This is a genomic window from Vibrio sp. 10N.286.55.E10 (assembly GCF_002872555.1).
Taxonomy (GTDB): Bacteria; Pseudomonadota; Gammaproteobacteria; order Enterobacterales; family Vibrionaceae; genus Vibrio; species Vibrio crassostreae.
Genome location: NZ_MCSD01000004.1, coordinates 87,567 through 112,509, shown reverse-complemented (window position 1 = coordinate 112,509; position 24,943 = coordinate 87,567). Strand labels below are relative to the sequence as shown.

The window sequence follows — 24,943 nt, the reverse complement described above, 5'->3', positions numbered from 1 at the left end:
TGCATCCCTCTAATCGATTTTAGGTGGATGAGTAAAGGTGTGATGAGGTGCTGGGCTTGGTACTGTCCACTCAAGTCCTTCAGCTCTATCCCAAGGCTTGCTTGATGCAGGCTCACCGCCTTTTACGCACTTGATGACTAACCATAAGAAAATCAATTGAGACAAACCAAAAGCAAAGCCACCAATCGACACTACTTGGTTAACGTCAGCGAACTGAATAGCGTAGTCTGGAATACGACGTGGCATCCCCGCCAAGCCTAAGAAATGCATCGGGAAGAAAAGGACATTCACTGAGACTACTGACGTCCAGAAATGCCACAGGCTGAGTTTGTGATCGTACATATGCCCGGTCCACTTAGGTAACCAATAATAGGCTGCGGCCATTATCGAGAACACCGCACCGGTAACCAGAACATAGTGGAAGTGAGCCACTACAAAATAGGTGTCATGGTATTGGAAATCAGCAGGAACAATAGCGAGCATCAATCCTGACAAGCCGCCTATCGTGAATAGAACAATAAAGGCGATGGTGAACAGCATTGGTGTTTCGAAGGTCAACGCGCCTCGCCACATGGTTGCTACCCAGTTAAAGACTTTCACTCCCGTCGGAACCGCAATCAACATGGTGCAATACATGAAGAACAGTTCAGCAAAAACCGGCATCCCCGTAGTGAACATATGATGTGCCCACACTAAGAAAGACAAGATCGCGATACTACAGGTCGCATACACCATTGAATGATAACCAAACAAACGCTTACCACTAAAGGCTGGGATGATGGCAGAGACAATACCAAACGACGGTAAGATCATGATGTACACTTCGGGATGCCCAAAGAACCAAAATATGTGTTGGAACATAACGGGGTCACCACCACCAGCCGCATCAAAGAAGCTTGTCCCAAAGTACTTATCAGTTAGCACCATGGTCACGGCTCCGGCGAGAACAGGCATCACAGCTATCAGTAAGAAAGCAGTAATTAACCAAGTCCATACGAACATTGGCAATTTAAACCAAGTTATACCCGGTGCTCGCATGTTCACGATGGTCACAATGACGTTGATCGCCCCCATGATCGAACTGATCCCCATAATATGAACAGAGAAGACAAACAGCGCCGTGCTATCAGGGCCGTAAGTCGTTGACAGCGGCGCGTAGAATGTCCAACCAAAACTCGGGCCACCTCCCTCTGTAAACAGAGAGCCAATTAAGATTAAGAAGGCAAAAGGCAGAATCCAGAAACTGAGGTTGTTCATTCTAGGCAACGCCATATCTGGCGCCCCGATCATCATAGGGATCATCCAGTTAGCGAGTCCCGTGAATGCAGGCATTACCGCACCAAACACCATGATCAAGCCGTGCACTGTGGTCATTTGGTTGAAGAAGTCTGGTTCAACAAGCTGCAAGCCAGGTTGAAATAGCTCAGCGCGGATCACCATTGCCATCGCGCCGCCAGTTAAGAACATCGCAAAGCTGAACCACAGGTATAATGTGCCTATGTCTTTATGATTGGTTGAATACAGCCAACGTGCCCACCCTTTTGGAGCGGCGTGAGAATCGTGATCATCCAGAGACAAGTCATTGCTGTCCAATGTGCCTTCCACAGAATGGCTCAAGGCCTGATCTTCTGCAGGCGCCGATTTCACCGGCTTATTGATTGGTGAACTCATAGCTGCTCCTTAGCATCACTTTGTGCTTCATCCGTTGAGCCTTGTTCGTCAGGTGCTTGGGCTCCGCCTTCTTGTTTAACCTTGTAAGCGTTAATATCTGAAGCCTGAACAATATCGCCCGTGTCATTACCCCATGCATTTCTTTGATAAGTGACTACCGCTGCGATCTCTTTCTCGGTTAACTGGTTATCGAAGGCTTGCATTGCCGAGCCTCCACGACCATAAACAATGGTGTCGATATGCACATCGACATCTCCTAGAGCAACTGGGCTACCTTTAATAGCTGGGAATGCACCAGGAATACCCTCACCGTTCGCTTGGTGGCAGACCGCGCATCGAGTTTTGTAAACCTCTTCACCGATGGTGTTCAGCTCTTCCAAAGAAAGTGACGCGTCTAATGCATCTTGAGCCGCCTGTTGTGCGGCTATCGCCAATTCTTTCTGTTCCGCCAGCCATGCATCAAACTCGTCTTCTTCCATGGCATGCACCACTATCGGCATAAAGCCATGTGCTCGGCCACACAGTTCAGCACACTGGCCACGATATACACCGGGTTCATCTATTTTTGTCCACGCTTCGTTAATGAACCCCGGGATAGTGTCTTTCTTAACGGCAAAGGCAGGAACCCACCACGAGTGAATCACATCGTCAGAGGTCATCAAGAAGCGAACTTTTCTATCAATAGGAAGAACTAATGGCTTATCAACCTCTAGCAGGTAATGAGCCCCTTTCACTTCAATGCCTTCGATTTCTTTGTCACTGGTCGCTAGAAGGCTGAAAAATTCGACGTCTTCACCAAAATAGCTGTAATGCCATTTCCATTGTGATCCAGTGATTTTAACGGTCAGATCTGATTGAGAGGTGTCTTCCATAGCAATCAAGGTTTTGGTCGCGGGTATCGCCATAGCAATAAGAATAATAATTGGAATGATGGTCCAGAGGATTTCAACTTTGGTGCTTTCGTGAAAGTGAGCCGCCACCGCTCCCTTCGACTTTCGGTGTCTCAAAATCGAATAGAACATCACCCCAAAAACAACGAAGGCAATTGCGCAGCAGATGTAGAAGATAAGCATATGAAGTTCATAAACCTCACTGCTGATCTCAGTCACGCCTCTTGTCATGTTGTATTCACTACTTGCATGCACTAAAGGCGACACTAAAACCACAACAAAACTCTTCAAAAGCCACGCTAGCCTAACCAGTAATCTTTTCAAAAGATCTCTCCTTATCCTTCCTAATTGGATACTTGCGACCTAAATGTCGTTACGAGCTATGTTTCATTACGAACTACATGTCATTACGAGCCAGGCAACATTCATTGTTATCCCGACTACACATGAAAAGGCTGAATCTCAATCTACAACTCACATGGAGACAGCTTTAAGGCACTATCAACCTCATATATCCCCATGAGCCAATACGGCTCAGAAACGTGAGAGGTTTTCATGAAAGATTCAAAAACGGCGAATTTGTTAAATTTTGTTATATTTATGTAAAAGGCTAGTTAGTGATATCCAATAGTTCAAGGTAAGTTTACTTACTAAACAGTCAATTATTTGAAGTAACTAAGCTACATGCCCTCTTGACGTTGGAATTTATTTTATATCGAGTTTTACGATTGCTTTCATAGAAATGATAATCAATATCACTTAAGTTAAATCAACAGTAAGTCATACAGACATTAAAAGGTTTAGTGATTATGCAAGATGCAATGAATTGGTTAGCGAGAGACCCAGACCCAAGAACTCGTGAAGAGCTTCAACACCTCATCGATGAAGGAATGCATGACGAACTTGAAGACCGCTTTACTCAACGATTAGAGTTCGGAACAGCAGGTCTTCGAGGCAAAGTTGGATGTGGTCCAAATAGAATGAATCGCTTAGTGATACAAGAAACCGCGACAGGGCTTGGTCACTATTTAATAGAGCACGTTGCAAATGCCAAGATTCGTGGTGTGGTTGTGGGCTATGACGGCCGTTTAGATTCAAAGCAGTTCGCTGTTGATACTGCTTCCGTACTCACGGCTTTAGGCATTAAGGTTTACTTAACCTCGAATGTCGCTGCAACCCCTATCGTTGCTTTTGGTATTGAGCATTTCAACGCCGCAGCGGCTGTTGTGGTGACGGCCAGCCATAACCCGCCAGAATACAATGGCTTCAAAGTATACTGGGAGAATGGCGCGCAAATCATTCCTCCGCATGATGCTGGCATTGCCGCTGAAATCGATATCGCATCAACCAAGCCTATCCCTTTGATGAGCCTTAATGATGCTGAAACACAAGGTAAGTTGGTATGGTTAACTGAAGGTTATTATCAGACCTACCGAGCTGCGATCAATCAGAGCCCATACGTGAGTAAAGATATTGAATCGGCGAACACCACCATCACCTACACTGCAATGCATGGTGTGGGCGCGCAAATGGCTGAGGATCTTCTTCATGATTCTGGTTTCCATAAGGTGTTCAGCGTCGCCGAGCAAAGAGAGCCCGATGGTAACTTCCCGACCGTGAACTTCCCGAATCCGGAAGAAAAAGGCGCGATGGATCTGGTGGTTAACTTAGCAAAAAGTGTCGATGCCGACATTGCTTGTGCCAATGACCCAGATGCAGACCGATTCGCCGTTGCAGTCAGAACTGAAGATACTTCCTATAAAATGCTCACGGGTGACCAAGTGGGGGTGTTGTTCGCGCACTACTTGTTGTCAAAGCCGCACACCAAAAACCAATTAGTTGGTAATAGCATCGTCTCATCCACCCTGCTAGAGAAAGTGGCTAAATCCCATGGTGCGACTTATTTCCAAACGCTGACAGGCTTTAAATGGTTGGCGAATATTGGCATGCAATTAGAAGATGATCAGAACGAGTTCTTGTTCGCCTATGAAGAAGCGTTAGGCTACACAATTGGCACTCAGGTACGAGACAAAGATGGGCTGTCTGCTATCGTCGTGTTTGCTCAATTGGTTGAAGAGTTGAAATCTCAAGGTCGAACGGTTTGGGATCTTCTCGCTAAAATTTCATTTGAACATGGTGTTCATACCAACGCGCAGCGAAGCCTTGCTCTTGACCCAGATTCACCATCGATTGGTTCTAAACTCAGAGCAGCACAACCTAAAGCAATAAACGATGTTGCTATCTCTGTGATTGAAGATCTTCAGTCTTCTTTACGCTTCGTCATTGGTGGCAATACTGAAGCGATTAACCTGCCTTCAAGTGATGTTCTCATCTATCACCTAGAAGATGGCACACGCATTATCGTCCGACCTTCAGGCACAGAACCAAAAGTTAAGGTTTATTATGAGACGGTAACAAAGTTCGAAGGGACAGAAACATACGAAGACACTCGCCTACGTGGTGAAGAGTACATGGACAAACTCATCGAGCAACACCAGCAAGAACTGAATTCTTAACGATTGGTATGTTCAACATATAACGATTAAAAACAAAATGGACGCTCGAAGCGTCCATTTTGTCTCAGCGGCTAACCGCAAAAAGATGTCTGGTTTGATTCGTCTACGAAGTAAAGAAAGAAGACAACATCCAGATAGCCAATACGATGAAGACTCCGCCCATCACTTTCTGTTGATAGGTGCGGAACTTAGCATTTTCTACCAGTGACTTACCGATAGTACCTACCAATGCCACCAGCAAGAAATTGAACGTTAAACCTAAGACATTCAGTAGCAGACCAAGCACTAACATTTGCTCGCCCGAAGTCGCTTCAATATTCGTCGATACAAACTGAGGCAAGAACATCACAAAGAATACCAAGGCTTTAGGGTTAAGCAGATTACTGATTAGCGCTCTTTGATAATAAGCTTTCGCAGCAAAATTATCCGTTAACTCAGGCGCATTACCCTGTTCTGTTCGCAGGCAGTCCCATCCCATCTTCAACAGGTACGCGCCACCTAACAAATGTAGAGCTTTCAACGCAATAGGACTCATCGCAATCAATGCTGAAACACCCATTGCTGCCAATACTGTCAGGATAATTCCGGAAGTCGCGTTACCCAAACTTGCAAACACACCAACCTTGCGGCCATAGCTCATACTTGAGCTCGCGATGAGTAACATATCAGGACCAGGCAAAAGGAGAAGTGCGACAACGGCAGTCAGGTAAACAGGTAGAATGGCTAAGTCGATCATGGGTTTCAGTATTGATAAAAACGGAGGCGGATTTTATATCAATTACTAACACCCTTCCAGATGCAATTAGTTGTAAGATGGTAAATCGTACGAATTAAAAACCAACTTAAACCATTCAAACCAACTTATTAACTAAACATAGAGTATTAATTAACTCGCTACCCACTCGATCTCAATCAATGTCGTATCGCCACACTTTAGGCGACCAAGGAAGATATCGCCTTTGTGTACAGCACCAACACCTTTTGGAGTACCCGTCATCACAACATCACCGTCTAGCAAGGTGGTATAAGAAGACAGCTCTTCTAGGATAGTTTGTGGGGAGTAAAGCATCTGCTCAACATGTCCTTTCTGAACGCGAACACAGTTGATGAACAGCTCTAGATTCAAGTCCGTGAGCTCCAAGCCAGTAGTAGGAACAAAGCGACTGAGAACAGCAGAACCATCAAACGCTTTAGCACGCTCCCAAGGCAAGCCTTTCGCCTTTAAGCTACTTTGTAGCTCGCGCTTGGTAAGATCTAGTCCTAAGCCCACAGCTGAATATTGGCCATTTTCGACGATGAAACAGATTTCGGCTTCGTAGTGCAGTGCTTCTTGATGAAAAGAAGACAGAGATGACGTAACACTGGTACTCGGTTTATTGAAAACCACCATAGCATCAGGGATTGCATTGTTAAGTTCTTCAATGTGATCGACATAGTTACGCCCAACACACAGCACCTTGGTTGGTGTTGCGGTTCGTTTCGAATTCATCAATTGTTCCTGATCTACAACGCTGCTCATAGTTTGTCCCTGAACTATTTTTGGAACGCAGAGTTTACCGCATCATAAAGAGAGAATCTTCGACAAGATGGTTACCAATATCTAAATTCTGATCTTTAGCTCAATTAAATGATTTAAATACTTTTATCCGAAGATCGCGACATATAAGAACTGATAACAAGAGCCATAGCTACGTAGATAAAATGAATGGCTCGGTAACATGAAGGAAAAGCTCAAACAGGTGCGTATAGAACGAAAGAAGCCCTCTCAAACCCAAAAGGCTTGAGAGGGCTTAGCATGGTGTCTAGGACAGTATCCTAAAAGGTAAACTTAAGGAGTAAACACTATGCTAAATAAGTCTGCGACTTATAGGTAGTAACGAGCACCAAGTAGCCACTGGTCGTCAGCATCTTTCTTGTAAAGGCCTGAACCTTGAAGATCAAACTGGTAACCTGCAAAACCTACGAACTGAGATGTGAAGTTGTATTCAGCTTGTAGAGCAGTCGTGCTGTATACAGTTTCGCTGTTCTTGTCGTCTTCTACCGCTTCGTAGTTAACGCTTAGGTTAAGGCTGTTAGATAGAGCGTAAGAAGCTAGTAATTCAATTGCTACAGACTCTTCTAGTACACCAGTGAAGCTACCTACAGTCGCAGAGTTCATGTAGTTGTTCATTGCGTATACACCTGCAAGGTATAGACCTTCCGCGCCGTATGAACCGTAAGTTGCACTTAATACGTGAGAATCAGCAGTTTTTGAGCCAACAAAACCTGCGTAATCAACGTCACCTGTGTTGTAAGCGTAGTTTGCAGTGAAGTCAGCAATAGCGTAGTTCAAAGCGATCTGACCACGGTTTCCGTAATCGTTGCCATTGTCTTTATCTGCCTTACGGCCTTGCCATGCAACAGCTGCACTTAGAGAGCCTGCGTTTCCGAAGTCTAGTGCATTAGCGTAGCTCACCATCTCTTCACCACGGCCAGTACCTAGATTACCGTGATCATCGTAAATAAAGTCGTTTGCGAAAGCGATTGGCATATCAGCAACGCCAGCAACGTTGTAGTAAGGTGCCCATTGAGTACCTACTGCTGCACGACCTAGGTCATCATGAGTTAGACCAACGTAACCTAAACGAGTTGTAAATGCTTCATCACCGCCGTCAAGCATGTTTAGCGCCCATTCACCTTTAGCATCAGCAGTAAAGCCGTTACCTAGTTCATGAGTAGCGTTGAAGTTAATACGTGGAGAAACAGACTCTACACCGATATCATCTTCGTTGATACGGTCACCACTGTTTACGTCACCAACTGCAACTGAAACGTGGCCGCCAACTGAGAATGTTGTGGCGTCTTCGTTGTAAAGTTCTACTGCAACTGCCTGTGTACCAAATACTGCACCAGAAATTGCTAGCGCTAAAAGTTTCTTATTCATTGTCATATCCATTTGTAACTGGGTGAGTTTTTCACTAACAACCTCGTGCTTACGGAGAAGTTGTTACCTGCATTTAACAAGTAGGAAAACACTAATATACGAATGACAAAAAAGTTGCATTAAAATATATAAAATAAAACAAATCACACTATAAAAAACAAAAAATCAATATTAAACAATAAGATAGAACACAAACCTGTCGTGACCTTTTTTATATTTTGAGACTGATAGCTCATCAATTTTTGATTTTTCAATCGCAAAAGTAGCATTAAAATTCAAAGCAACATATTACTCATTAGACCATTGAGTGACATATCTTTAACCTTGAAACATTTTGTAACACATAGAACTCAGCTGAAATATTTTGCTTTGTGAAACAATTCCCAATTTGAGCTAGGAAAAATCACTCAATTGAAAGTTCACTAGAAAAAATACAAAAAAAGGGCAACCAATCAGCGACCGGTTGCCCTTAATAACACATCATTAAACTCTTATTTGAAGCAAACTTCAGCCCAGCGAGCTAAACCTGCAGTTACCGAACCGAAATAGTTGCCACTCACAATAGGTACGTTAGGCACAGCTTGTTGTACAGCTTCACGAAGTATCGGTGAACGAGCTGAACCACCCGTCATGTAGATTACGTCTGGCTTTTTCTGGCCTTGTTGAATCGCTTCTTTAACCAACTCAATCATCTTAGACTTTGGTGCTTCAATCGCTTCAACCATCTGTTCGATTGAGATGTCCACCTCGACCAATTCAGAGGCGACATTAATCGCAGCTCGATACTGAGCGCACTCTGCCAACGCAATCTTAGCTTCTTCCGCTCGGCGCACAATACTGTAGCCTAACGTGTCGTGATAAACCTTCATCAAGCGATCCAACTTTTGTGGCTCTGCCGCTTCTTTACGAAGTAGCTTCAAAGCCGCAAGGTTTTCTCGAGAATAGAAATTCTTCTGAGCTTCGACGTTATTGATTGCGATCGGGTTCCAGAACTGAGTCAACGGCATATCGATACCTGAAGTCCCTTTACTGCCAATACCAAAAGGTGACATCAATTGTTTGAAAGCAAGATAGATATCGAGGTCATTGCCCCCTACCCTTTGTCCACTGTGTGCGAGCAAACTCTGGGTACGATCCGCTTTACCAGACCAAGTTGGTCCCATTTCTAACAATGAACAGTCGGTCGTACCACCACCAATATCGACCACCAATACCGTTTGGTTTTCAGTTAATGTGCTTTCGTAATCAAGACCTGCGGCTACTGGCTCAAATTGAAAGGCGATATCAAGGAAGCCAGCACGCTTAGCAGCGCGAGACAGTATATCTTCAGCTTGTCTGTTCGCCTCTTCTCCACCTCGACCATGAAAGTTAATTGGTCGGCCGATGACGGCTTGTTTGATCTGCTCTTGAGTCGTAAGCTCAGCTTGGTGTTTAATATTTGCCATCATGGCGCACACTAAATCTTCGAAAAAGCTCACCTGAACATCATGCAGTCCACTCGCACCAAGGAAAGACTTAGGGGACTTAACATAATAAACGTCACGAGGGTCTTCTAAATAGAGATCCAACGCAGCCTGACCAAATGCCATATCTTCCGGTACTAGGTCGATACTCTCTTCTCGGTTCAATGCAATCGCACGTCGTAACACTTGCTCACCAACCGCATCACTTGGCTTAATGTTTAAATGGCGAAATAGATGCTCAGAAACACTCTCGCGAGTAGGAGCAAACACAGTTGAGGGAATATAGTGGTTGTCACCTTCTAGTGGTAACAGGCTAGGTTCTCCATTAACCATCGCCGCGACAGAACAGTTCGCTGTTCCATAATCAAATCCAATAAACATAATATCCCCCACGCAACAAAAGGGGCGAGATGCTACATGAAAAGCCTTGAAATTACGAGGTCATTTACTTCTTTCGCTTGGTCATTTTTATTTTTCTGACTCTTAATAGCCAAACAAATATGCTACATTTCAGCCCAAATGAATCACAGGTTAGATAAATGAAAACACCTTGCCGAGCGGCTTGTAAAAATAATGGCGGAATGTGTAGCGGCTGCTTTCGCACAATGGATGAAATTATAGGTTGGAAAGGCTTATCTGAAAGCGAAAGGGATTCTGTTATGGATAACGTCAGTGGCGCGAGTTCAACTCACCAATGTCCCCAATGTAATGAACCCGCTCAATGCGATATCAGCGCTGGTAAAGACACGTGTTGGTGTTTTGAATTAGAGAGGCGCGATACAAGCGGTATTCCAAAGGCTGGAGTTTGTATGTGCCGTAAGTGCTTGTCTGCCCTGCCTGTTCAGTAGTTTATAACCTATTCAGCAAGTTACGAGCAGGTTCAACATATACAAAAAAGCGAGAGATTGCTTTCTCGCTTCAAAATACTGAGATTAAATTTCGACCTAATCGTTACCTGGTTAGTGTCTACTTCGCTTTTTCAAGAAGCGCAGGCTGAGAAAACTGGATACCATTCCAGCCATAAACCATGAAGTTGCGAATATTTTGATGGTCGGTATTCTCTGGAAAACCTAACACGTCGTTACGATAAAATTGACCAAAACAAGCCAATGTTTGCTCTGCTGATAGGCCTTGCTCTAAACCAAAAGCAAAAATCTTACACGAACCGTTATTCTGACCGGCTGCATTCACAACATCACCGTTGCGAAATTCACACTCTGAAAAGTCATAGCGTGCTTCTATCACTTGCATCGTATCTTCAAATTGCACGCTTTCCGGGGTTTCCGCTAACGTGCTTAATAAGGTTTCCAGTTCCATTTACTATTTCTCCATCAAGTAAGTAATGTACAGCAGTGTATCTTTTTTTTCGACAAGAGTAAGCCGTTGTTTACTTAGGATAGCTAGTCATTTTTTTGTTGTACACGGCTAATTACCTTAATGAAACTAATGACATAGTTTTATCAGGACGTTATATTATTTTATCAGATGGTTAACATTGTTCAGTAACGAATATGCATAAAGATAAAAACTTAGAACTGTTCAGATACCTAAAACCAGGTACAAAAACAGCAGGTGTATTGGAATTTGGCCCAGACGATTCAATCCAGATCAGTACGCTCTATATCGGACACAAACAAGATCAGTACCTTATCCTTGAACTGTCACAAAAAGCGACCGAAGCACTAACACTCAGAAAGCTCATCAATGTCGATATTATAGTTCGCGCCATTACCGATACTGAGCTTGGTCACATCGTCGCATTTAAGACCAATGTATTGGCTCATATCACCTCACCCGCGCATCTTATCTTCCTGCGCCCACCTTCAAGCTTTGCCACTAAACCAATCAGAGAACACGAAAGATACAAGGTACGCCTCAACTGTGAAGTGACCTTTGACACCTTGTCATTGGATGCAACTCTGGTTGATTTTTCAGTGTCAGGTTGCGGGATCTATCTTACTCAGCAATCAGATATCGACGTAGGCTGGAAAATAAAGGTCAACTCTCTCTTGAATGAACACTTAGATAGCGACTTGGTTTACAAAGTAGTGAGTAAGAAAAGACAGGGACAGGGTTGGCTATTCGGCATCCAATTCCCCGAGCACTTAGATATGAGTGACGAGCTAAAAACGCTGCTTTTAGAGCAAGCTTTTGTAGCAGGCTCTATTTAGGCTTTAAATTTCCGCTTCGAAACACTACCTCTTTAAAGCGCGACTTCAGTAAACCGCAGCTTGAGCAAACCAGTGTTTCAGCATGCAACTGTTTAGCTAAGCCTCATTCCAATATGAGTTTTTGAAGTGCACAAAGGCCTGATGTAGTGATTGTTCTTTAATGGGTTTTACAATCACGTAATTCGCCCCAGCGGCCATAAAACTGTCTCTTGTTGACTCTTGAGCATCTGCGGTACATGCATAAATTGGGGCTGACACACCCATCTCATCTCTTAGTTGCTGAGTGGTTTCAACACCACCGAGATTAGGAAGTTGGTTATCCATCAAGATCAGGTCATAACTTATCATCTTAGCCATCTCTATTGCTTCTAAGCCATCTTTTGCCCAAGTCACGACCATGCCATATTTTTTACAAAAAGCCTGCGCAATAAACGCGTTGGTGTGATTGTCTTCCACCAACAACACATCCAAAGGTCGACTAAACAATGCCTGCGGTTCAACTTCTGCTTGTTGTTTGGCCTCAGCCAATAGCGGTTTGGCGAGCACGATCACAGGGATTTCTATAATGAACTCCGAGCCTTGATCTATCTCGCTGCGAACTTGAATGTCCCCTTCCAACATATCGACCAAACTTTTTACAATCGTTAAGCCTAACCCTGTCCCACCATACTCACGTGTCGTAGTCTCTTCTGCTTGAACAAAGGGTTCAAACACAGCATCAATCTTACTTTCATCAATACCAATACCGGTATCTTTCACTCGAACGATTAAACTGGCGTGCTCTGAGTTAAAGATACTTTCAAGTTCAAAGCTAACAGAAATACCGCCTTGATGAGTAAATTTTAGAGCGTTACTCACGAGATTAAACATAATCTGATTAAGGCGCACTTGGTCGGTGTTGATTTCAATATCATCAGCCAAGTGGTTCACAATAGTGAACGCGACCGATTTATCCTCGCAAAGCGGGTGATAGATACTTTCTAAGGTATTAACTAACTCCCCTAAGCGGAAATCTTTCTTTTGAATATTGAACTGCCCTTGCTCAATCTTTGAAAAATCCAAGATATCGTTAAGTACCGCTAGTAAATGTTCCGCACTATTACACAGTACATCCACCTGATCGCAGTTGTCTTCACTGTGCATAGAGCGTTTCAGCAACTGCGACACACCAAGAATACCATTAAGTGGGGTGCGAATTTCATGACTCATCTTAGCTAAGAAGTCTGCACGTACATTGGCAAGATGCTCTGCTTCTTCTCTTGCTCGATCAGCTTGTCGTTCAGCTTCGATGAGCTTAGTAATATCTTGCCCTTGCACCACCACCCCCGTGATGCCGTGTTCCACGCGAATAGCAGACATGTTCCAACGAAACACCTTTTCACCAATGGGTACATTAATACCCGTCAGTTTAGAACCCTGAACCACCATTTGAATATTAGGCAGCATACGATGCTCAAACTCTTGAGCTATTGGACCATAGTTGTCATCGGCGTCAAACAGAGCCATTCGAGCGGCGGGGTTCATCTGAATCAAATCGCCTTTTTCAGACCAAACTAAGATAGGCGAATGAGCAAAGTTAAAGAGATCTTGGAATTTTTGATTCTGTTCAGATAAGCGCTCAAAGGTGTCTTCAAGAGTACAACCAATATGATGAAATTCGAAAATGTTAGAGCCATCGAACTTGTTGTACTCTTCGCTAGCACTTGCCGAACGAGTAAAGTCCATTAGCTTATCAAGCTCGGCTGAGACTCTCTTTTGAATCCAAGTTCGAGCAAAAAAAGACATCAATATGATCACCACAATCACCACGATGATCGCACGCTGATAATTCTCTTCTAACGCAATGAAATTATTATTTTTTTGAACAGCTCGAATGATTAAAGGAGTTTCAACAGCATTGATCTTAATGGTTGCGATGGTGACAAAATGACGAGGCAACTGCTCGTATATGTGATAATTGAGTATGTCTGTAATGGTATAGCTTTCATCACCACTGAATGTCGATGTAACAGGTGTTCCGTGCGCTTCAATCACGATATTTTCGCTATTACTGCCCTGTTGGATTGACTCAGCCAAAGAGAAGTTGTTATCAAGCACAATGGCGATATAGAGCTGACCAAGGACTTCCCCAGTAGCGTTATCAACAATAGGGGTACGGCGAGCCAACAAGTGACGCTTACCTATATTTGTCCTCAGTTTAATAAAATGCCAATTACTGCTGAACGAAACCTCATCAGAAATATGCTTTAAGCTGGACTCATCTAAACCATAAAATTGACTGTTACCATCTTCCCAAGCCAAACCATCATGGGTAGCCACAAAGCGTAAATCTGGCGCATGATCAGGTTCACGTTGGTCAACACCAAAGAAAAAGTAGCTCAGCATCTCTTCATCGCTCGTATCAAAATACTCTCTGAGAGTGTCACTGTGTGAACTACTGTCTTGGTGGATTTGCAGCACCGACAAACGATAATCAAACATGTTTTGGATCAGGCTTGAGGTTTGCTGAACCGTTCGATTCGTCTCTTGCTTTACGATGTTACTGCTGGTTTCATAATTATGAATAAGCACGCCAAGTGCCATCACGCCTATCACTAAAATAACGATACGCGTAATGAGTTTAGCTAAAGTGTTCCTTGGTGTACTGGCGTAGCTTTTCTTCATTATTGACCTGAGTACCTAAATGCTCGCTGTTTAAGTTCTGAAATACGTTCTGGGGAATCTTCCTTGGTCACAATTTCAAATTCACCAGAATAAACGGTAGGCACTTCCAAACCGGCTAGATCCCATTTGATCGCCTCTGCCATCGCAATGCCCGTATCGTCGTTCATACGCATGACAGTTACATCTAGGTCGCCCCTTGCAATGGCTTCAAGTTCAGCAGAACCACCTCCCCAACCATTCACTAAAATGTCTCGGCCAGATTCGCGAATAGCTTCCGCTGCACCTAGGGCAACGTCCGTTGAGCATGCATAGATAAAGTCTAGATCCTTATCGTTCTCTATGCTGATTTTAGCCGCTTGGTAGCCACTGTCTTTGTTTGATTTGGTGTAAAACGAAGACTTAAGGGTAAAGTTAGTATCAGTATTCACTTCATGGATAAAAGTATCTCCACGCGCATCACTGATATAGCCTTGTGAGTAATACAAAACAGAATACTTACTGTCTGGTGGGCTTACTTGTTTAAAATAGTCCGCCAGTTTTAAGCTGCCTGTCGCATGGTCAAAGCCCACATACATAAATGGCTGTCTATCCGCCCAAGCTCGCACTGGCGTCGTAATATTTTGCAGAATCAACTTAGTATCTGTGGAGGTCAACACGTGCTCAATAAACTTGCGGTGGCGCGTGGTATCTAGCGTGAAAATCAAATAGTCCGTTTTGTTTTCAATCGCTTCTTGCAATGAAATGCTCTGCTGTGCGAGATCAGCATTAATACGGGTAAATACTTGATTTATTTGGTAGCGAATCTTCAGCCTATCGAGACGCTTCTCAAAAGCTTGAATATTACGAACCCAGTAATCCGAGATCTGTTGACCCGGATACACCACAGAAATCGTAATTGGCTCGTCTTGAATTCTTCTCAGTGGCACAGGGTGATTTTGTACAGCCTCGACCATTTTATCGGTCAATGCTTTTTGTTCTGGAAAATTGGAAAGATAATCTTGGTATTCCCAATATCCATTGAGGACATGAGTACCATGGGAGAGAGCGGACGCAGAAAATACGGCAAGTCCAAACAACATAAGTAAACGTTTCATATTTTTCTCGTTTTATATGAGCTACTTTGGCTCATTTTTTAACCTAGCATGACACCATCTCTTTGTATGGCTAATGGATATTATGTAGGACAACGATGATAAATGATAGCGTCTAACACTAATTAGAACGACATTCTAAATGAGCAATATGTTAATTTTGAATAGAGATTAAGAGCAACGAGTTGAATCATGATTTTAGACCATTAACAGCAAGAACAATTAACCTTTAAATTCATGCATTTAAATATAATTATTGTAGGCTTTTACATTATTAACATTTTATCAGTAATAAATATTTTGGCTATGAATTATGAGACTTCGATATATTGAATTTTGTCTTGTTGCCACTCAATAATCAGTTTGAGTGATACCAGTTTTTCTTTGCGGGATTTGGGCAATTGCTTGATCGCGTATTCGGTTTTCAACGCCTCACTTTTTGAGCCAACATCAAAACTCCAAACCAGCTTAAGTGGGCCTTTACCTTTTAAAGCTTTGGCGCCTTTACCGGTTTGATGTTGTTCAAATCGACGTTCAAGATTGTTCGTCACGCCACAATAAAGGGCATTGTGACGATTGCGGATCAAGTACACGACCCAATCCGCATTTTTATCAGCGCCTGACATTTAAAGCAGCGATTCAACCAGAGCCTTAAGCTCTGCCACTTCTGCTCGTAGGCTTGCTACTTCAGACTCAAGCTCTTCAAACTTTTCACTCGTCGCAGAGGGTGCAGCCGCGCTTACTGATGCCGTCGCAAACGCTTCAACATCCACTTCACCGCTCAATAAGTGCTGGTAGCGTGATTCACGTTTACCCGCTTCGCGTGGTAGCTTGACCACTAGCGCACCAGCTTCTCTTGCAGCAAGCTTATCTAATGTTGCTTCGACTTCTTTCACATCACTAAAGTTTGCAAGGCGCCCTGTTCGAGTACGGAGTTCACCGGGCGTTTGTGCGCCGCGAAGCAGCATGCAACAGATGATTGCACGCTCTTGCTCTGTAAATTGCAGATCACCGAACTCAGTGTTACAGAAACGGTGCTGATACTTATTAACACGGCTGTTGAAGCTACTTTCATCGCTCACCATACGACGTCCGATCAAACCATCAACCGCATCTAAAACGTCTGACTCAGAAAGAGAGAGAACAGGTTCACGGTTACTCTTTTGATTACATGCCGTGGTTAAGCTGTTCAGTGTCAGTGGGTAATGATCGGGAGTAGTGACTTCTTTCTCGATCAAGCAACCGATAATTCTCGCTTCAATTGGGGAAAGTACTGTGTTCATCGTTTTTCCTTTTTATTATTTTGATAATTCCATCTCAACACTTAACAATGCAGCCAATACTGGCTAGTGCTCAGACAAAATCGGTACTCGTTTCTTTCTGCCTTGTTCATCAATCATTATGATCTTAGAACGGTTTAGCTCTATTTCCACGACTTCCAAATAAGTACGCTCTTGCACATACGCATCACGAAGCTTGTTCTGCTCTGCCGAAGATTCAGTAACATCGTCACCCAAATCTTCTGTTTCCAATTGTTGTTGATTCATTTCACATATCGTATCAATGCAGTATCTACATAGGATACTAACTTGATCGGTAAGATAAAAACAATCGCACATCGGCGAGAGTGACGAATAATTAAACAACCTTACTTTTGCTTTGATCTAAAGACTGTTACATCATCAATTGATGTGCTTTAATCAGAACCAGACAACGTATTTGACGAATAGGAAAAGGAATCTATGAGCAGCGTATTTGAAATTGTTAACCAAGCACGACGTAAGAACAAACTTAAGCGTGAACTTCTAGACAACGAAAAGAAAGTTCGTGACAACCGCAAGCGTGTTGACCTTCTTGATAACCTACTTGATTACATCAAGCCAGAGATGACTCACGACGAGATCCTAGGCATTATCAAGAATATGAAAGCTGACTACGAAGACCGTGTTGATGACCACATCATCAAGAGCGCAGAGATTTCTAAAGCTCGCCGTGACATCAGCCGCCGCATTCGTGAACTAACAGAAGAAGACAAGCAAACGCAAGGTAAGAAGTAATCTAACCTCGCTGATTAACTTGTAATAATGTTAGTAACCCACTCTTTATAGTGGGTTTTTTTGTACATAAATTCCAGTGTCTATACTTAAGCGTACCTAAGTAACCGTATGAAACTGAATAACTATAGAAAACAGAGCAACCGTAGGAAGACAAAATAACTAGGTAAAACTCAGCAATGGAGAGACCTTATGTACGCAAGTATTCTGATTACCTTAGCCTTATCAACCGCACAACCCTACCCAGAAGAGTTTGAAGGACTGTATACCGAAGAGACAGAAATCACCTATGACGACCTCGTCGTAGACGTCCATGGCTACAAAGTCCCGACTCGTTCAGCGTTTAGAGGTTGGATGCTCTTAAACCACGCCCAAGATCAAGTCAAAGCGATCGGTCAACAGCTCAAAGACAACGGCATCACTCAGAGTATGCCTCTGCATTTGATCTTGCTGCAAGGGACCGACTGGGCAATGAGCAATACAACCCTATTTACCCTTCCCAGTAAGAAGCATGTACCAAACATGATCAATACCCTTAAGTACATACAACAATACATTGAGCCTGAAATTGGCGTTGTTATCCCAGTGTCCGGAGAACGAACCAATATCTACAATCAACAAGCTGGCGGTGCATTAAGAAGCAAACACCTAGAATTCTGTGCCTTGGATTTGGTCCCAGCTAATGACATTACTCGCGAACAACTACACGTAAAACTCAAAAAGATTCATGCTGAGTTTGGGCAGAAAAATAACGTTGGTCTAGGTTTATATTCCGGTGTTCGATTCCACATCGATACTTGTGGATTTAGACAATGGTAAAGAAACACGATCAAGTCATTAAGACCTATAAAAAACACATGTCATTTAGACTTAAAAAATAAGAGAGATTGCATAAGATTTTGATTTTAAATGCAAATAAAAAATGGAACGCTAATTGCTATTAATAACAAGTATCACGATTATTAATAGCAATTAGGAATTCAATATGAAGACGATGACTCAACGCTTTCAAACTCTGCTTTCTGTTTCAAACTTCAGTCTAGCGATCACAACCTTGCTTATGCTTCTCAGTATTATCGTTGCTTATCCAATGGCCAATCACTTCTCACTGCCGATTCAAATCGTCGCCCACATCAGCACTATCTTAGTCGCAGCCTTGTTGAAAATCAGTTACGTCGGTCGCTGTCTTGCACAATACAACCTTGGCTTAGAAGTCCGCTAGACGATATCAAGACTACTGAAAAGATCGTACAACTGGTGAGACTTATAAGGTTTCGGCAAATAGGCGTTCATGCCCGCTTCAAAACAATCTTTGATGTCTTCTTCCAGGACACTAGCGGTTAAAGCAATAATGGGTAATGGCGCAGCTTGTTGAGTGGTTTCCCACTGTCGAATCGCACGAGTCGCCGTTATACCATCCATAACAGGCATCATGCAGTCCATTAAGACGGCATCAAACTGAGCACCTTGAGTGATGACGTCCACCGCTTCTTGGCCATTACTGGCAATCAAATACTCATAACCCGCTTGCTCAAGGAAGAAACTCGCTATTTTTTGATTCATCAGATTATCTTCAACTATCAGAATACGTCGATTCAGAGAACGAACCTCTTCATCTTTTGGTTCAACCGCTGATGCTTGATCTTCACCGACATCAAGCGATTGTAAGCTGTTTAAGAATCGTCGACCCAAAAATGGCAATGTATGAGTTGAATGAACCGTTTCTGTGATTAGATTGTTTTTAAATAGATGATGCTGACACACGATAACGCGGGCTAAAGGGTATACCTCCTTTAGCGCAGCAAGGTCTTTCTCCATCGAGTGATGCAACGTATGACAATAAAGTATGAAGTCGCTTTCTTTTAGGCTCTCATCAAGATCCAAAATGGATGACACGACATTAGGTCGAACGTTTAAGCGTTCGCATTCTTTGACCAGTTGATCGAGGTAATTGAAGGAATTCGAGATGATCGTCGCACGGCTTAGGTTATTGAAGGTTTGAACGTGAACTTCGACAGTGTCTACATACAAACAAAATGTGAATGTAGATCCCTCCCCTTTCACTGAACGTGCGGTAATGTAGCCCCCCATCAAATCAACAAGCTGTCGACAAATCGCAAGCCCTAGCCCCGTACCACCAAATTGGCGGGTAATGCTGCCATCTTCTTGAGTGAAAGGTTCAAATATGGATTCTAACTTCTCTGGTTCAATCCCAATCCCGGTATCAGACACGCTGCATTCCAGCTTACCCCTGCCCATAGACATAGGGGTATAAGCAATGTCCGTGGTAATTGTGCCCTTGGACGTAAACTTAATGGCATTCGAAAGCAGATTGGTCAGCACCTGTCTCACGCGGTACTCATCGAAAAACAGTTGTTGCGGCGTTTGATAGTCGATATTGATGTCGAGCTCGATATCCTTACTTATCGCTTTCGACAGAATCACACTTACAGAGTCATAGACCGCCTCTCGTAAATCAGCATTGTGTGGTGACAACATCAAGTTACCCGACTCGATTTTAGATAGGTCGAGGATGTCATTAAGTAGGACTAGCAAAGAGTGAGAAGACGATTCAATATCCCCTAATACTTCTTGCTGATTTGCGCTAAGTTGGCTTTGAGATAAGATCTCAGCCATGCCAATAATACCGTTAAGTGGCGTGCGTATTTCATGTGACATATTGGCTAAAAATGCGCTTTTGGCTTTATTGGCCGAAATCGCGTCTTCTTTTGCTGTTATCAACTCTTTATTGTGAAAGTAGTTACGCTCCATCACTCGATTTAGAGTTTCAGTGAACTCGGTGAGTTCATCGTTCCCTTGAATCTGAATCACCTTGGGTTCACCGTAGCTATCTGCGCATTCAGATACCCCTCTTAGGATAATCGATAAGTTTCGATTTAAGCGAAGAGACGTTGCTACACCGAGCCACAACAACACACCTGAAATGGCAAGAATAAGCAAGGTCATGATCAGGGTTTGCTTTTTTTGTAGCGCTATATTGTTGGTCAGATCAAACTGTAATTGCTTGGTATAAGCACCCACTGCCTTTGAAATCGCCAACTTCTTTCGTTCTAAACCTTCCACATGTTCATATATTTCAGGTGAAGAGAAGTCACCTTTGAGGATTCGATCGGTAAATCGGTTTTGAAATTCATCTTTAGAAAACGTACTTAGTAGCTTTCTAATTTCAGACGAGCGACTACCTGATCGGAAAAACATATCTAATAATTGCTGCTGCCTTTCTAAAGCACCAACATAACTCAATAAATATTGATCAATCAGCTCCGGAGAGCGATACAAACGGTAACTCAGCCACGCTTCTCGCTGAGTCCAGAACACGTAATGAGTAAGATTGATAAACATCGCGTTAGCTTGACTGACTTTTTCATCCACAATGTTAATACGATATTCAGATAGCTCCATTAACACGCCTTTTAACAAGTCGAAGGCACGCTCTGTCAATTGCGTGTTGTTATCAGTAACCTGTGATGCGTCCCTGTTAATACTGGAGGTTACACGGGCGAGTTTCTCTAATACACTCTTAAGCTCAACCAGCTGTGGTTCAACAGTCCAATTACTGTCGAACTGTTGAAGCTGTTTCTCGTATTGAGCTAGCCTAGTCAAATCAGTTTTCAGTTTTAAAAGCAGCAGACCTTTCTCTGAAGAGTCATTAGACAGAACCAACCATCGATAAGCATCACTTGAAATCGTATTAAAAGATTGAAGCGCTTCAACCTTAATACGGGTTGTTTCAAGGTGATTCATCTTCTTTTCGTTCTTAAGCACTTCATTCACTGTAAACCCAAACATAATGAGTACAGAAACCGTAGAAAGAAAAATAAGACGCCATCTAATTGATATATTTATCATTTTTATAACTACTCCCTTCCCGAAAGTAATTTACCTAGCCCAGATTAAGGATAGGACATTAACAGGGGGTTATTGATCAAATTGGATATGAACAAACGTTACTCTGAGCCCAGAACGAAAAATTAGAACCAACTGATATCCAGAACGGAGCTTTAAAGCGAAGGAGCATACTTGGAATAAGTGAGCTTTACGCGCGGGAGATTTCTACAAATGAGCTCTAAACGAGAAAGGTTTAAGCAAGCACGATGTAAACAAAAGACACTTTCTCCAGTTGTTATCACCCACATAACAAGTGAACATCCACTTACTACGACTCAACTAAACTGTGAATGATGACTTGCCATAACAAATAATTAGATGATTCAGGTAAAATTGTGACATCCAATCGTTTGCGTGATGGACTTTTTGCACTCGAACTCCGCTTATTCAAAAGTCGAACAAGAAAGGACGTTGATTACCTTATTTGTCGTTTACTCTTTACGTGTAACCTGAGTCAATGATCACATATTTAATGATCACCATGACCTTTATTACATACTACATTTTGATTTGAGTATTTTTTGACGAAAAATAAGTGCTACAGATTGTTAAAGTCAATAGTCTTTATCGACGTTGAAATCTTGATTTTTGGCTAATATAAAGTCAATTTACAGACATTTTGTCTACATTTATTTTTCCTAGCAGAATAACCCGTCGTACCTTACAATCCTGCCACATAAAAATTACAAGTTACACACAAGACATATCAAGCACATTTAAGTGGCAATATAGACCACAGCCTGATGCCTCAAATCCCCTATGCTGATTGGCTTCCCTACAACCGCCATGACTGCAGAAACTTAACGTGAAAGGTCCCGAGTAAAGATGAGTCCCGAAAAGCACCTCCTAGATTGGCAAACTAGTCAAACCATTGCTGAATCCATCGCTCCAACTTTAGGTCAGTTATACCGCCAAAAAGGCGTAGAAGTTATCCTCTTCGGTAAGACCCTAGTTAACGCGACAACTATCGACATCATCAAAGCTCACCGCATCGCAAAACGTTACACTGGCTCACCGCTAACCGCAGAACAAACTCAACCAATTATCCAGCATCTACTATCAATGCGCTTGTCTCCATGCCGCGTTGATGTTGGTCGTCTAGCAGCTCAGTACTGGGAAAACCACGAAGACCTTAGCGCGATGGATGATTTCCTTCAAACAGCTCTAATGGGTTCGCTTGAAGGCGACGCGATGACGAAACCTCGTGACGTCGTGTTGTACGGCTTCGGTCGTATCGGTCGTTTGTTAACTCGTATTCTTGTAGAGAAAAGCGGCCCAGGTTACCCACTTCGTTTACGCGCAATCGTTGTACGTGGCGGCAAAGATGGCGACCTAGAAAAACGTGCTAGCTTACTCCGTCGTGACTCTGTTCACGGCCAGTTCAACGGCAGCATTGTTGTAGACCAAGAACGTAAAGCAATCATCGTAAACGGCAACTTCATCCAAGTTATCTACGCAAACAAACCAGAAGAAGTGGATTACACGGCTTACGGTATTGAAAACGCACTTGTGGTTGATAACACAGGTGTATGGCGTGACGCGGAAGGCCTAAGCCAACACGTAGCATGTAACGGTGCGAAGAAGGTTCTACTAACTGCGCCAGGTAAAGGCGACATCAAGAATGTTGTATTTGGTGTGAATGAAAATGTTATTCAACCAGAAGACACCATCATCTCTGCAGCAAGTTGTACCACCAACGCAATCACGCCAGTATTGAAAGCAGTTCACGACAAGTTTGGCGTACTGTCTGGTCACATCGAAACGGTTCACTCATTTACCAATGACCAAAACCTAATCGATAACTTCCATTCAGGTGATCGTCGTGGCCGTGCTGCGTCATTGAACATGGTACTGACATCGACTGGTGCTGCTAAAGCGGTATCAAAAGCAATGCCAGAAATGGAAGGCAAGCTAACAGGTAATGCGATTCGCGTACCTACGCCAAACGTATCAATGGCAGTAGCAAACCTAAACCTTGAGAAAGGCACAAACAAAGAAGAGTTGAACGAGTACCTACGTGAAATGGCGCTGTCTTCTGCTTTGTCTGCACAAATCGATTACACAGACTCAACTGAGATTGTATCTACAGACTTGGTTGGCTCTCGTCACCCAGGTGTGGTTGACGGTGTGGCGACTATCGCACAAGACAACCGTGCCGTGCTGTACATTTGGTACGATAACGAGTTTGGCTACAGCTGCCAAGTTGTTCACTGTATGGAACAGATGATGGGTGTTCGCTACAAGACATACCCTGAAGTTTAATCAACTTCGCTCTTGTAGATACGTCCATCGCAACAAGCTCCACAACATAATAACTATATCTGCGAAGTCTGTATGGGCTTCGCAACCCCTTTTGTTTTACTCCCCCGTATAAACAAGAGGGTTGCCACTTAGATCTGCTCTCTCTAACTGATCTAGGTGGCCTTTTTACATCTAGCGCCCTAACTTTTATCGCTATGACAAGACCTTGTCTTCATCACTCTTACACTGCTTCACGTCTGTTATAGCTCAACCTCAACATCTGACTGAATGGAGCTTGAACATGCAAGCACGTACCCCTGCTCAATCTGTTCTGGCGTCAATGTCTCTTGGCTGCTTGATTCCACTGACCCTTTGGTCACTTTGCATTTACACGAGCCACAAATCCCGCTGCGACAAGCGATGATAATTGGAACGCCTGCTTTTTCTAATGAATCCGCCAATGGTGTACCAGTTTCCGCTTCAACTTCAGCTCCGAACGCTGGCACAAATACCTTAACAGCACTATTCGTATCGTCAGCAACTTCGGCTTTTGACGCTTCTGATTGAGCATTCTGAGTAGCAGGAGTGAAGCTTTCTTGATAGAAGTTATCCATGTTGAACTCAAGTTCTTTCAGATAACTTTCAATGTCTTGCATGAAGCCTACAGGCCCACACAGGTAAACCGTTCTATCTAAGATATCTGGGCTCAGTTTCACTAACCAGTTTTTATCTAAACGACCTTGAGGAGCCGTTGTTCCTTCGTTGTCTTTTAGCAGCAGTTTTAAGTTGAAATTCGCATGTAATTCATCGAGCTGATGAAGTTCTTGAAAGTAGATAGTCTCAAGCTTGTTGCGTGCCATGTGGACAAAATCAATCTCGATGTCACTGTCTTGAGATAGCCAATACTTGACCATCGCCATTACTGGTGTGATACCACAGCCTGCACTCACTAGCGTTACTTTCTTTGTCGCCGTTGGCATACAATCAATACAGTTAAACGCGCCTGCCGGCTTCAACACAGAAACCTCATCACCTTCATCAAGCTCATCAACAATAAAGTTCGAAACCAAACCACCTTCCACACGCTTGACCGTCAACTTCAGACAGTTATCTTCCGGGCAAGAAGCCACTGAATAAGCACGGTAATCCGTTTTCGTCGGCATATCTAAACCCAGAGTAATAAATTGCCCTGGCTTAAAATTAAAATGTAAGTCTTGTGGAATGCTGCCAAGCTCAAAGCTGACCGTATCTGGCGTCTCATGCCATTTCTTTAAACACACTAAATTGATTGAATCGCTATCCGACCATGCATACATAGTTCGCGTACCTTGCTAATGACTAGATGATTAA

Annotated in this window: 21 protein-coding genes; 7 read left to right on the top strand and 14 right to left on the bottom strand. The window is 43.2% G+C overall.

Going from position 1 to position 24,943, the window contains the following annotated elements:
• Positions 1 to 9 precede the first annotated feature (9 nt).
• Together ctaD and coxB are read right to left on the bottom strand one after the other, a co-directional pair.
• Positions 10 to 1,671 (bottom strand): cytochrome c oxidase subunit I, encoded by a 1,662-nt coding sequence (gene ctaD / locus BCV39_RS04095; RefSeq protein ID WP_102431456.1) that lies wholly within the window; start codon positions 1,669 to 1,671, stop codon positions 10 to 12.
• Positions 1,668 to 2,885 (bottom strand): cytochrome c oxidase subunit II, encoded by a 1,218-nt coding sequence (coxB, locus tag BCV39_RS04090; protein WP_048659079.1) that lies wholly within the window; start codon positions 2,883 to 2,885, stop codon positions 1,668 to 1,670. Before coxB ends, ctaD begins: the two co-directional genes overlap by 4 nt.
• 485 nt (positions 2,886 to 3,370) lie before the next feature.
• Here coxB and BCV39_RS04085 point away from each other — a divergent pair, with 485 nt between their 5' ends.
• The gene (locus BCV39_RS04085) at positions 3,371 to 5,077 is read left to right on the top strand and encodes a phospho-sugar mutase (protein ID WP_102431455.1); all 1,707 of its coding nucleotides are present in this window, start codon (positions 3,371 to 3,373) and stop codon (positions 5,075 to 5,077) included.
• A gap of 103 nt (positions 5,078 to 5,180) precedes the next feature.
• Here BCV39_RS04085 and BCV39_RS04080 read toward each other — a convergent pair whose 3' ends face one another.
• From BCV39_RS04080 to yegD, 4 genes are all read right to left on the bottom strand, one after another.
• Positions 5,181 to 5,813 (bottom strand): LysE family translocator, encoded by a 633-nt coding sequence (locus BCV39_RS04080; RefSeq protein WP_102431454.1) that lies wholly within the window; start codon positions 5,811 to 5,813, stop codon positions 5,181 to 5,183.
• 150 nt (positions 5,814 to 5,963) lie between these two features.
• Positions 5,964 to 6,596: a fumarylacetoacetate hydrolase family protein gene (locus tag BCV39_RS04075; protein WP_102431453.1), complete on the bottom strand. Its 633-nt coding sequence runs from the start codon at positions 6,594 to 6,596 to the stop codon at positions 5,964 to 5,966.
• Positions 6,597 to 6,941: 345 nt separating this feature from the next.
• Positions 6,942 to 8,000, bottom strand: coding sequence for a porin (locus BCV39_RS04070; RefSeq protein ID WP_102431452.1), 1,059 nt, complete (start codon positions 7,998 to 8,000; stop codon positions 6,942 to 6,944).
• 491 nt (positions 8,001 to 8,491) lie between these two features.
• Positions 8,492 to 9,844, bottom strand: coding sequence for a molecular chaperone (gene yegD / locus BCV39_RS04065; RefSeq protein WP_102432688.1), 1,353 nt, complete (start codon positions 9,842 to 9,844; stop codon positions 8,492 to 8,494).
• A 158-nt stretch (positions 9,845 to 10,002) separates the two neighbouring features.
• Between yegD and BCV39_RS04060 the strand changes: the two genes are divergently transcribed.
• Complete coding sequence (locus BCV39_RS04060) at positions 10,003 to 10,311, top strand: DUF1289 domain-containing protein (protein WP_080967369.1); 309 nt, start codon at positions 10,003 to 10,005, stop codon at positions 10,309 to 10,311.
• A 118-nt stretch (positions 10,312 to 10,429) separates the two neighbouring features.
• On the opposite strand, the gene BCV39_RS04055 is transcribed toward BCV39_RS04060, so the two are convergent.
• Positions 10,430 to 10,780, bottom strand: coding sequence for a HopJ type III effector protein (locus BCV39_RS04055; protein ID WP_048663329.1), 351 nt, complete (start codon positions 10,778 to 10,780; stop codon positions 10,430 to 10,432).
• Between the two features lie 194 nt (positions 10,781 to 10,974).
• Here BCV39_RS04055 and BCV39_RS04050 point away from each other — a divergent pair, with 194 nt between their 5' ends.
• Entirely contained in the window at positions 10,975 to 11,634 is a 660-nt protein-coding gene (locus BCV39_RS04050) for a PilZ domain-containing protein (RefSeq protein ID WP_055319388.1), read from the top strand.
• 96 nt (positions 11,635 to 11,730) lie between these two features.
• On the opposite strand, the gene luxQ is transcribed toward BCV39_RS04050, so the two are convergent.
• The 5 genes from luxQ to BCV39_RS04025 all read right to left on the bottom strand — a co-directional run bounded on the left by luxQ (position 11,731) and on the right by BCV39_RS04025 (position 16,936).
• Positions 11,731 to 14,298 carry a quorum-sensing autoinducer 2 sensor kinase/phosphatase LuxQ gene (gene luxQ, locus BCV39_RS04045; RefSeq protein WP_102432687.1) on the bottom strand — a complete coding sequence of 856 codons (2,568 nt, stop codon included), beginning with the start codon at positions 14,296 to 14,298 and terminating at the stop codon, positions 11,731 to 11,733.
• Positions 14,298 to 15,392 (bottom strand): autoinducer 2-binding periplasmic protein LuxP, encoded by a 1,095-nt coding sequence (locus BCV39_RS04040; RefSeq protein WP_102432686.1) that lies wholly within the window; start codon positions 15,390 to 15,392, stop codon positions 14,298 to 14,300. Before BCV39_RS04040 ends, luxQ begins: the two co-directional genes overlap by 1 nt.
• Before the next feature lie 308 nt (positions 15,393 to 15,700).
• A complete protein-coding gene (locus BCV39_RS04035) occupies positions 15,701 to 16,015 on the bottom strand; it encodes a GIY-YIG nuclease family protein (RefSeq protein ID WP_048659068.1) in 315 nt (104 codons plus the stop codon).
• A complete protein-coding gene (locus BCV39_RS04030; protein WP_019823422.1) occupies positions 16,016 to 16,672 on the bottom strand; it encodes a YceH family protein in 657 nt (218 codons plus the stop codon).
• A gap of 63 nt (positions 16,673 to 16,735) precedes the next feature.
• Positions 16,736 to 16,936 (bottom strand): hypothetical protein, encoded by a 201-nt coding sequence (locus tag BCV39_RS04025; RefSeq protein ID WP_048659067.1) that lies wholly within the window; start codon positions 16,934 to 16,936, stop codon positions 16,736 to 16,738.
• 195 nt (positions 16,937 to 17,131) lie between these two features.
• Between BCV39_RS04025 and BCV39_RS04020 the strand changes: the two genes are divergently transcribed.
• The 3 genes from BCV39_RS04020 (at position 17,132) to BCV39_RS04010 (ending at position 18,665) form a co-directional block, all read left to right on the top strand.
• A complete protein-coding gene (locus tag BCV39_RS04020; protein ID WP_004730049.1) occupies positions 17,132 to 17,446 on the top strand; it encodes a DUF496 family protein in 315 nt (104 codons plus the stop codon).
• 189 nt (positions 17,447 to 17,635) lie between these two features.
• The gene (locus tag BCV39_RS04015) at positions 17,636 to 18,262 is read left to right on the top strand and encodes a D-Ala-D-Ala carboxypeptidase family metallohydrolase (protein ID WP_102432685.1); all 627 of its coding nucleotides are present in this window, start codon (positions 17,636 to 17,638) and stop codon (positions 18,260 to 18,262) included.
• A gap of 166 nt (positions 18,263 to 18,428) precedes the next feature.
• Positions 18,429 to 18,665, top strand: a complete 237-nt coding sequence (locus BCV39_RS04010) for a hypothetical protein (RefSeq protein ID WP_048659065.1) — start codon at positions 18,429 to 18,431, stop codon at positions 18,663 to 18,665.
• Here BCV39_RS04010 and BCV39_RS04005 read toward each other — a convergent pair.
• The gene (locus BCV39_RS04005) at positions 18,662 to 21,253 is read right to left on the bottom strand and encodes an ATP-binding protein (RefSeq protein WP_102432684.1); all 2,592 of its coding nucleotides are present in this window, start codon (positions 21,251 to 21,253) and stop codon (positions 18,662 to 18,664) included. The genes BCV39_RS04010 and BCV39_RS04005 overlap by 4 nt on opposite strands.
• 924 nt (positions 21,254 to 22,177) lie before the next feature.
• Between BCV39_RS04005 and BCV39_RS04000 the strand changes: the two genes are divergently transcribed.
• A complete protein-coding gene (locus tag BCV39_RS04000) occupies positions 22,178 to 23,614 on the top strand; it encodes a glyceraldehyde-3-phosphate dehydrogenase (RefSeq protein WP_048608907.1) in 1,437 nt (478 codons plus the stop codon).
• Positions 23,615 to 23,853: 239 nt separating this feature from the next.
• Here BCV39_RS04000 and BCV39_RS03995 read toward each other — a convergent pair whose 3' ends face one another.
• A complete protein-coding gene (locus BCV39_RS03995; protein ID WP_102432683.1) occupies positions 23,854 to 24,909 on the bottom strand; it encodes a hybrid-cluster NAD(P)-dependent oxidoreductase in 1,056 nt (351 codons plus the stop codon).
• Between the last annotated feature and the right edge of the window lie 34 nt (positions 24,910 to 24,943).

Excerpts from the sequence above, each read along its gene's own strand:
- ctaD (WP_102431456.1), bottom strand. The coding sequence starts at position 1,671 with ATGAGTTCACCAATCAATAAGCCGGTGAAATCGGCGCCTGCAGAAGAT.
- BCV39_RS04085 (WP_102431455.1), top strand. The coding sequence starts at position 3,371 with ATGCAAGATGCAATGAATTGGTTAGCGAGAGACCCAGACCCAAGAACT.
- BCV39_RS04080 (WP_102431454.1), bottom strand. The coding sequence starts at position 5,813 with ATGATCGACTTAGCCATTCTACCTGTTTACCTGACTGCCGTTGTCGCA.
- BCV39_RS04075 (WP_102431453.1), bottom strand. The coding sequence starts at position 6,596 with ATGAGCAGCGTTGTAGATCAGGAACAATTGATGAATTCGAAACGAACC.
- BCV39_RS04070 (WP_102431452.1), bottom strand. The coding sequence starts at position 8,000 with ATGAATAAGAAACTTTTAGCGCTAGCAATTTCTGGTGCAGTATTTGGT.
- yegD (WP_102432688.1), bottom strand. The coding sequence starts at position 9,844 with ATGTTTATTGGATTTGATTATGGAACAGCGAACTGTTCTGTCGCGGCG.
- BCV39_RS04060 (WP_080967369.1), top strand. The coding sequence starts at position 10,003 with ATGAAAACACCTTGCCGAGCGGCTTGTAAAAATAATGGCGGAATGTGT.
- BCV39_RS04055 (WP_048663329.1), bottom strand. The coding sequence starts at position 10,780 with ATGGAACTGGAAACCTTATTAAGCACGTTAGCGGAAACCCCGGAAAGC.
- BCV39_RS04050 (WP_055319388.1), top strand. The coding sequence starts at position 10,975 with ATGCATAAAGATAAAAACTTAGAACTGTTCAGATACCTAAAACCAGGT.
- luxQ (WP_102432687.1), bottom strand. The coding sequence starts at position 14,298 with ATGAAGAAAAGCTACGCCAGTACACCAAGGAACACTTTAGCTAAACTC.
- BCV39_RS04040 (WP_102432686.1), bottom strand. The coding sequence starts at position 15,392 with ATGAAACGTTTACTTATGTTGTTTGGACTTGCCGTATTTTCTGCGTCC.
- BCV39_RS04035 (WP_048659068.1), bottom strand. The coding sequence starts at position 16,015 with ATGTCAGGCGCTGATAAAAATGCGGATTGGGTCGTGTACTTGATCCGC.
- BCV39_RS04030 (WP_019823422.1), bottom strand. The coding sequence starts at position 16,672 with ATGAACACAGTACTTTCCCCAATTGAAGCGAGAATTATCGGTTGCTTG.
- BCV39_RS04025 (WP_048659067.1), bottom strand. The coding sequence starts at position 16,936 with ATGAATCAACAACAATTGGAAACAGAAGATTTGGGTGACGATGTTACT.
- BCV39_RS04020 (WP_004730049.1), top strand. The coding sequence starts at position 17,132 with ATGAGCAGCGTATTTGAAATTGTTAACCAAGCACGACGTAAGAACAAA.
- BCV39_RS04015 (WP_102432685.1), top strand. The coding sequence starts at position 17,636 with ATGTACGCAAGTATTCTGATTACCTTAGCCTTATCAACCGCACAACCC.
- BCV39_RS04010 (WP_048659065.1), top strand. The coding sequence starts at position 18,429 with ATGAAGACGATGACTCAACGCTTTCAAACTCTGCTTTCTGTTTCAAAC.
- BCV39_RS04005 (WP_102432684.1), bottom strand. The coding sequence starts at position 21,253 with ATGTTTGGGTTTACAGTGAATGAAGTGCTTAAGAACGAAAAGAAGATG.
- BCV39_RS04000 (WP_048608907.1), top strand. The coding sequence starts at position 22,178 with ATGAGTCCCGAAAAGCACCTCCTAGATTGGCAAACTAGTCAAACCATT.
- BCV39_RS03995 (WP_102432683.1), bottom strand. The coding sequence starts at position 24,909 with ATGTATGCATGGTCGGATAGCGATTCAATCAATTTAGTGTGTTTAAAG.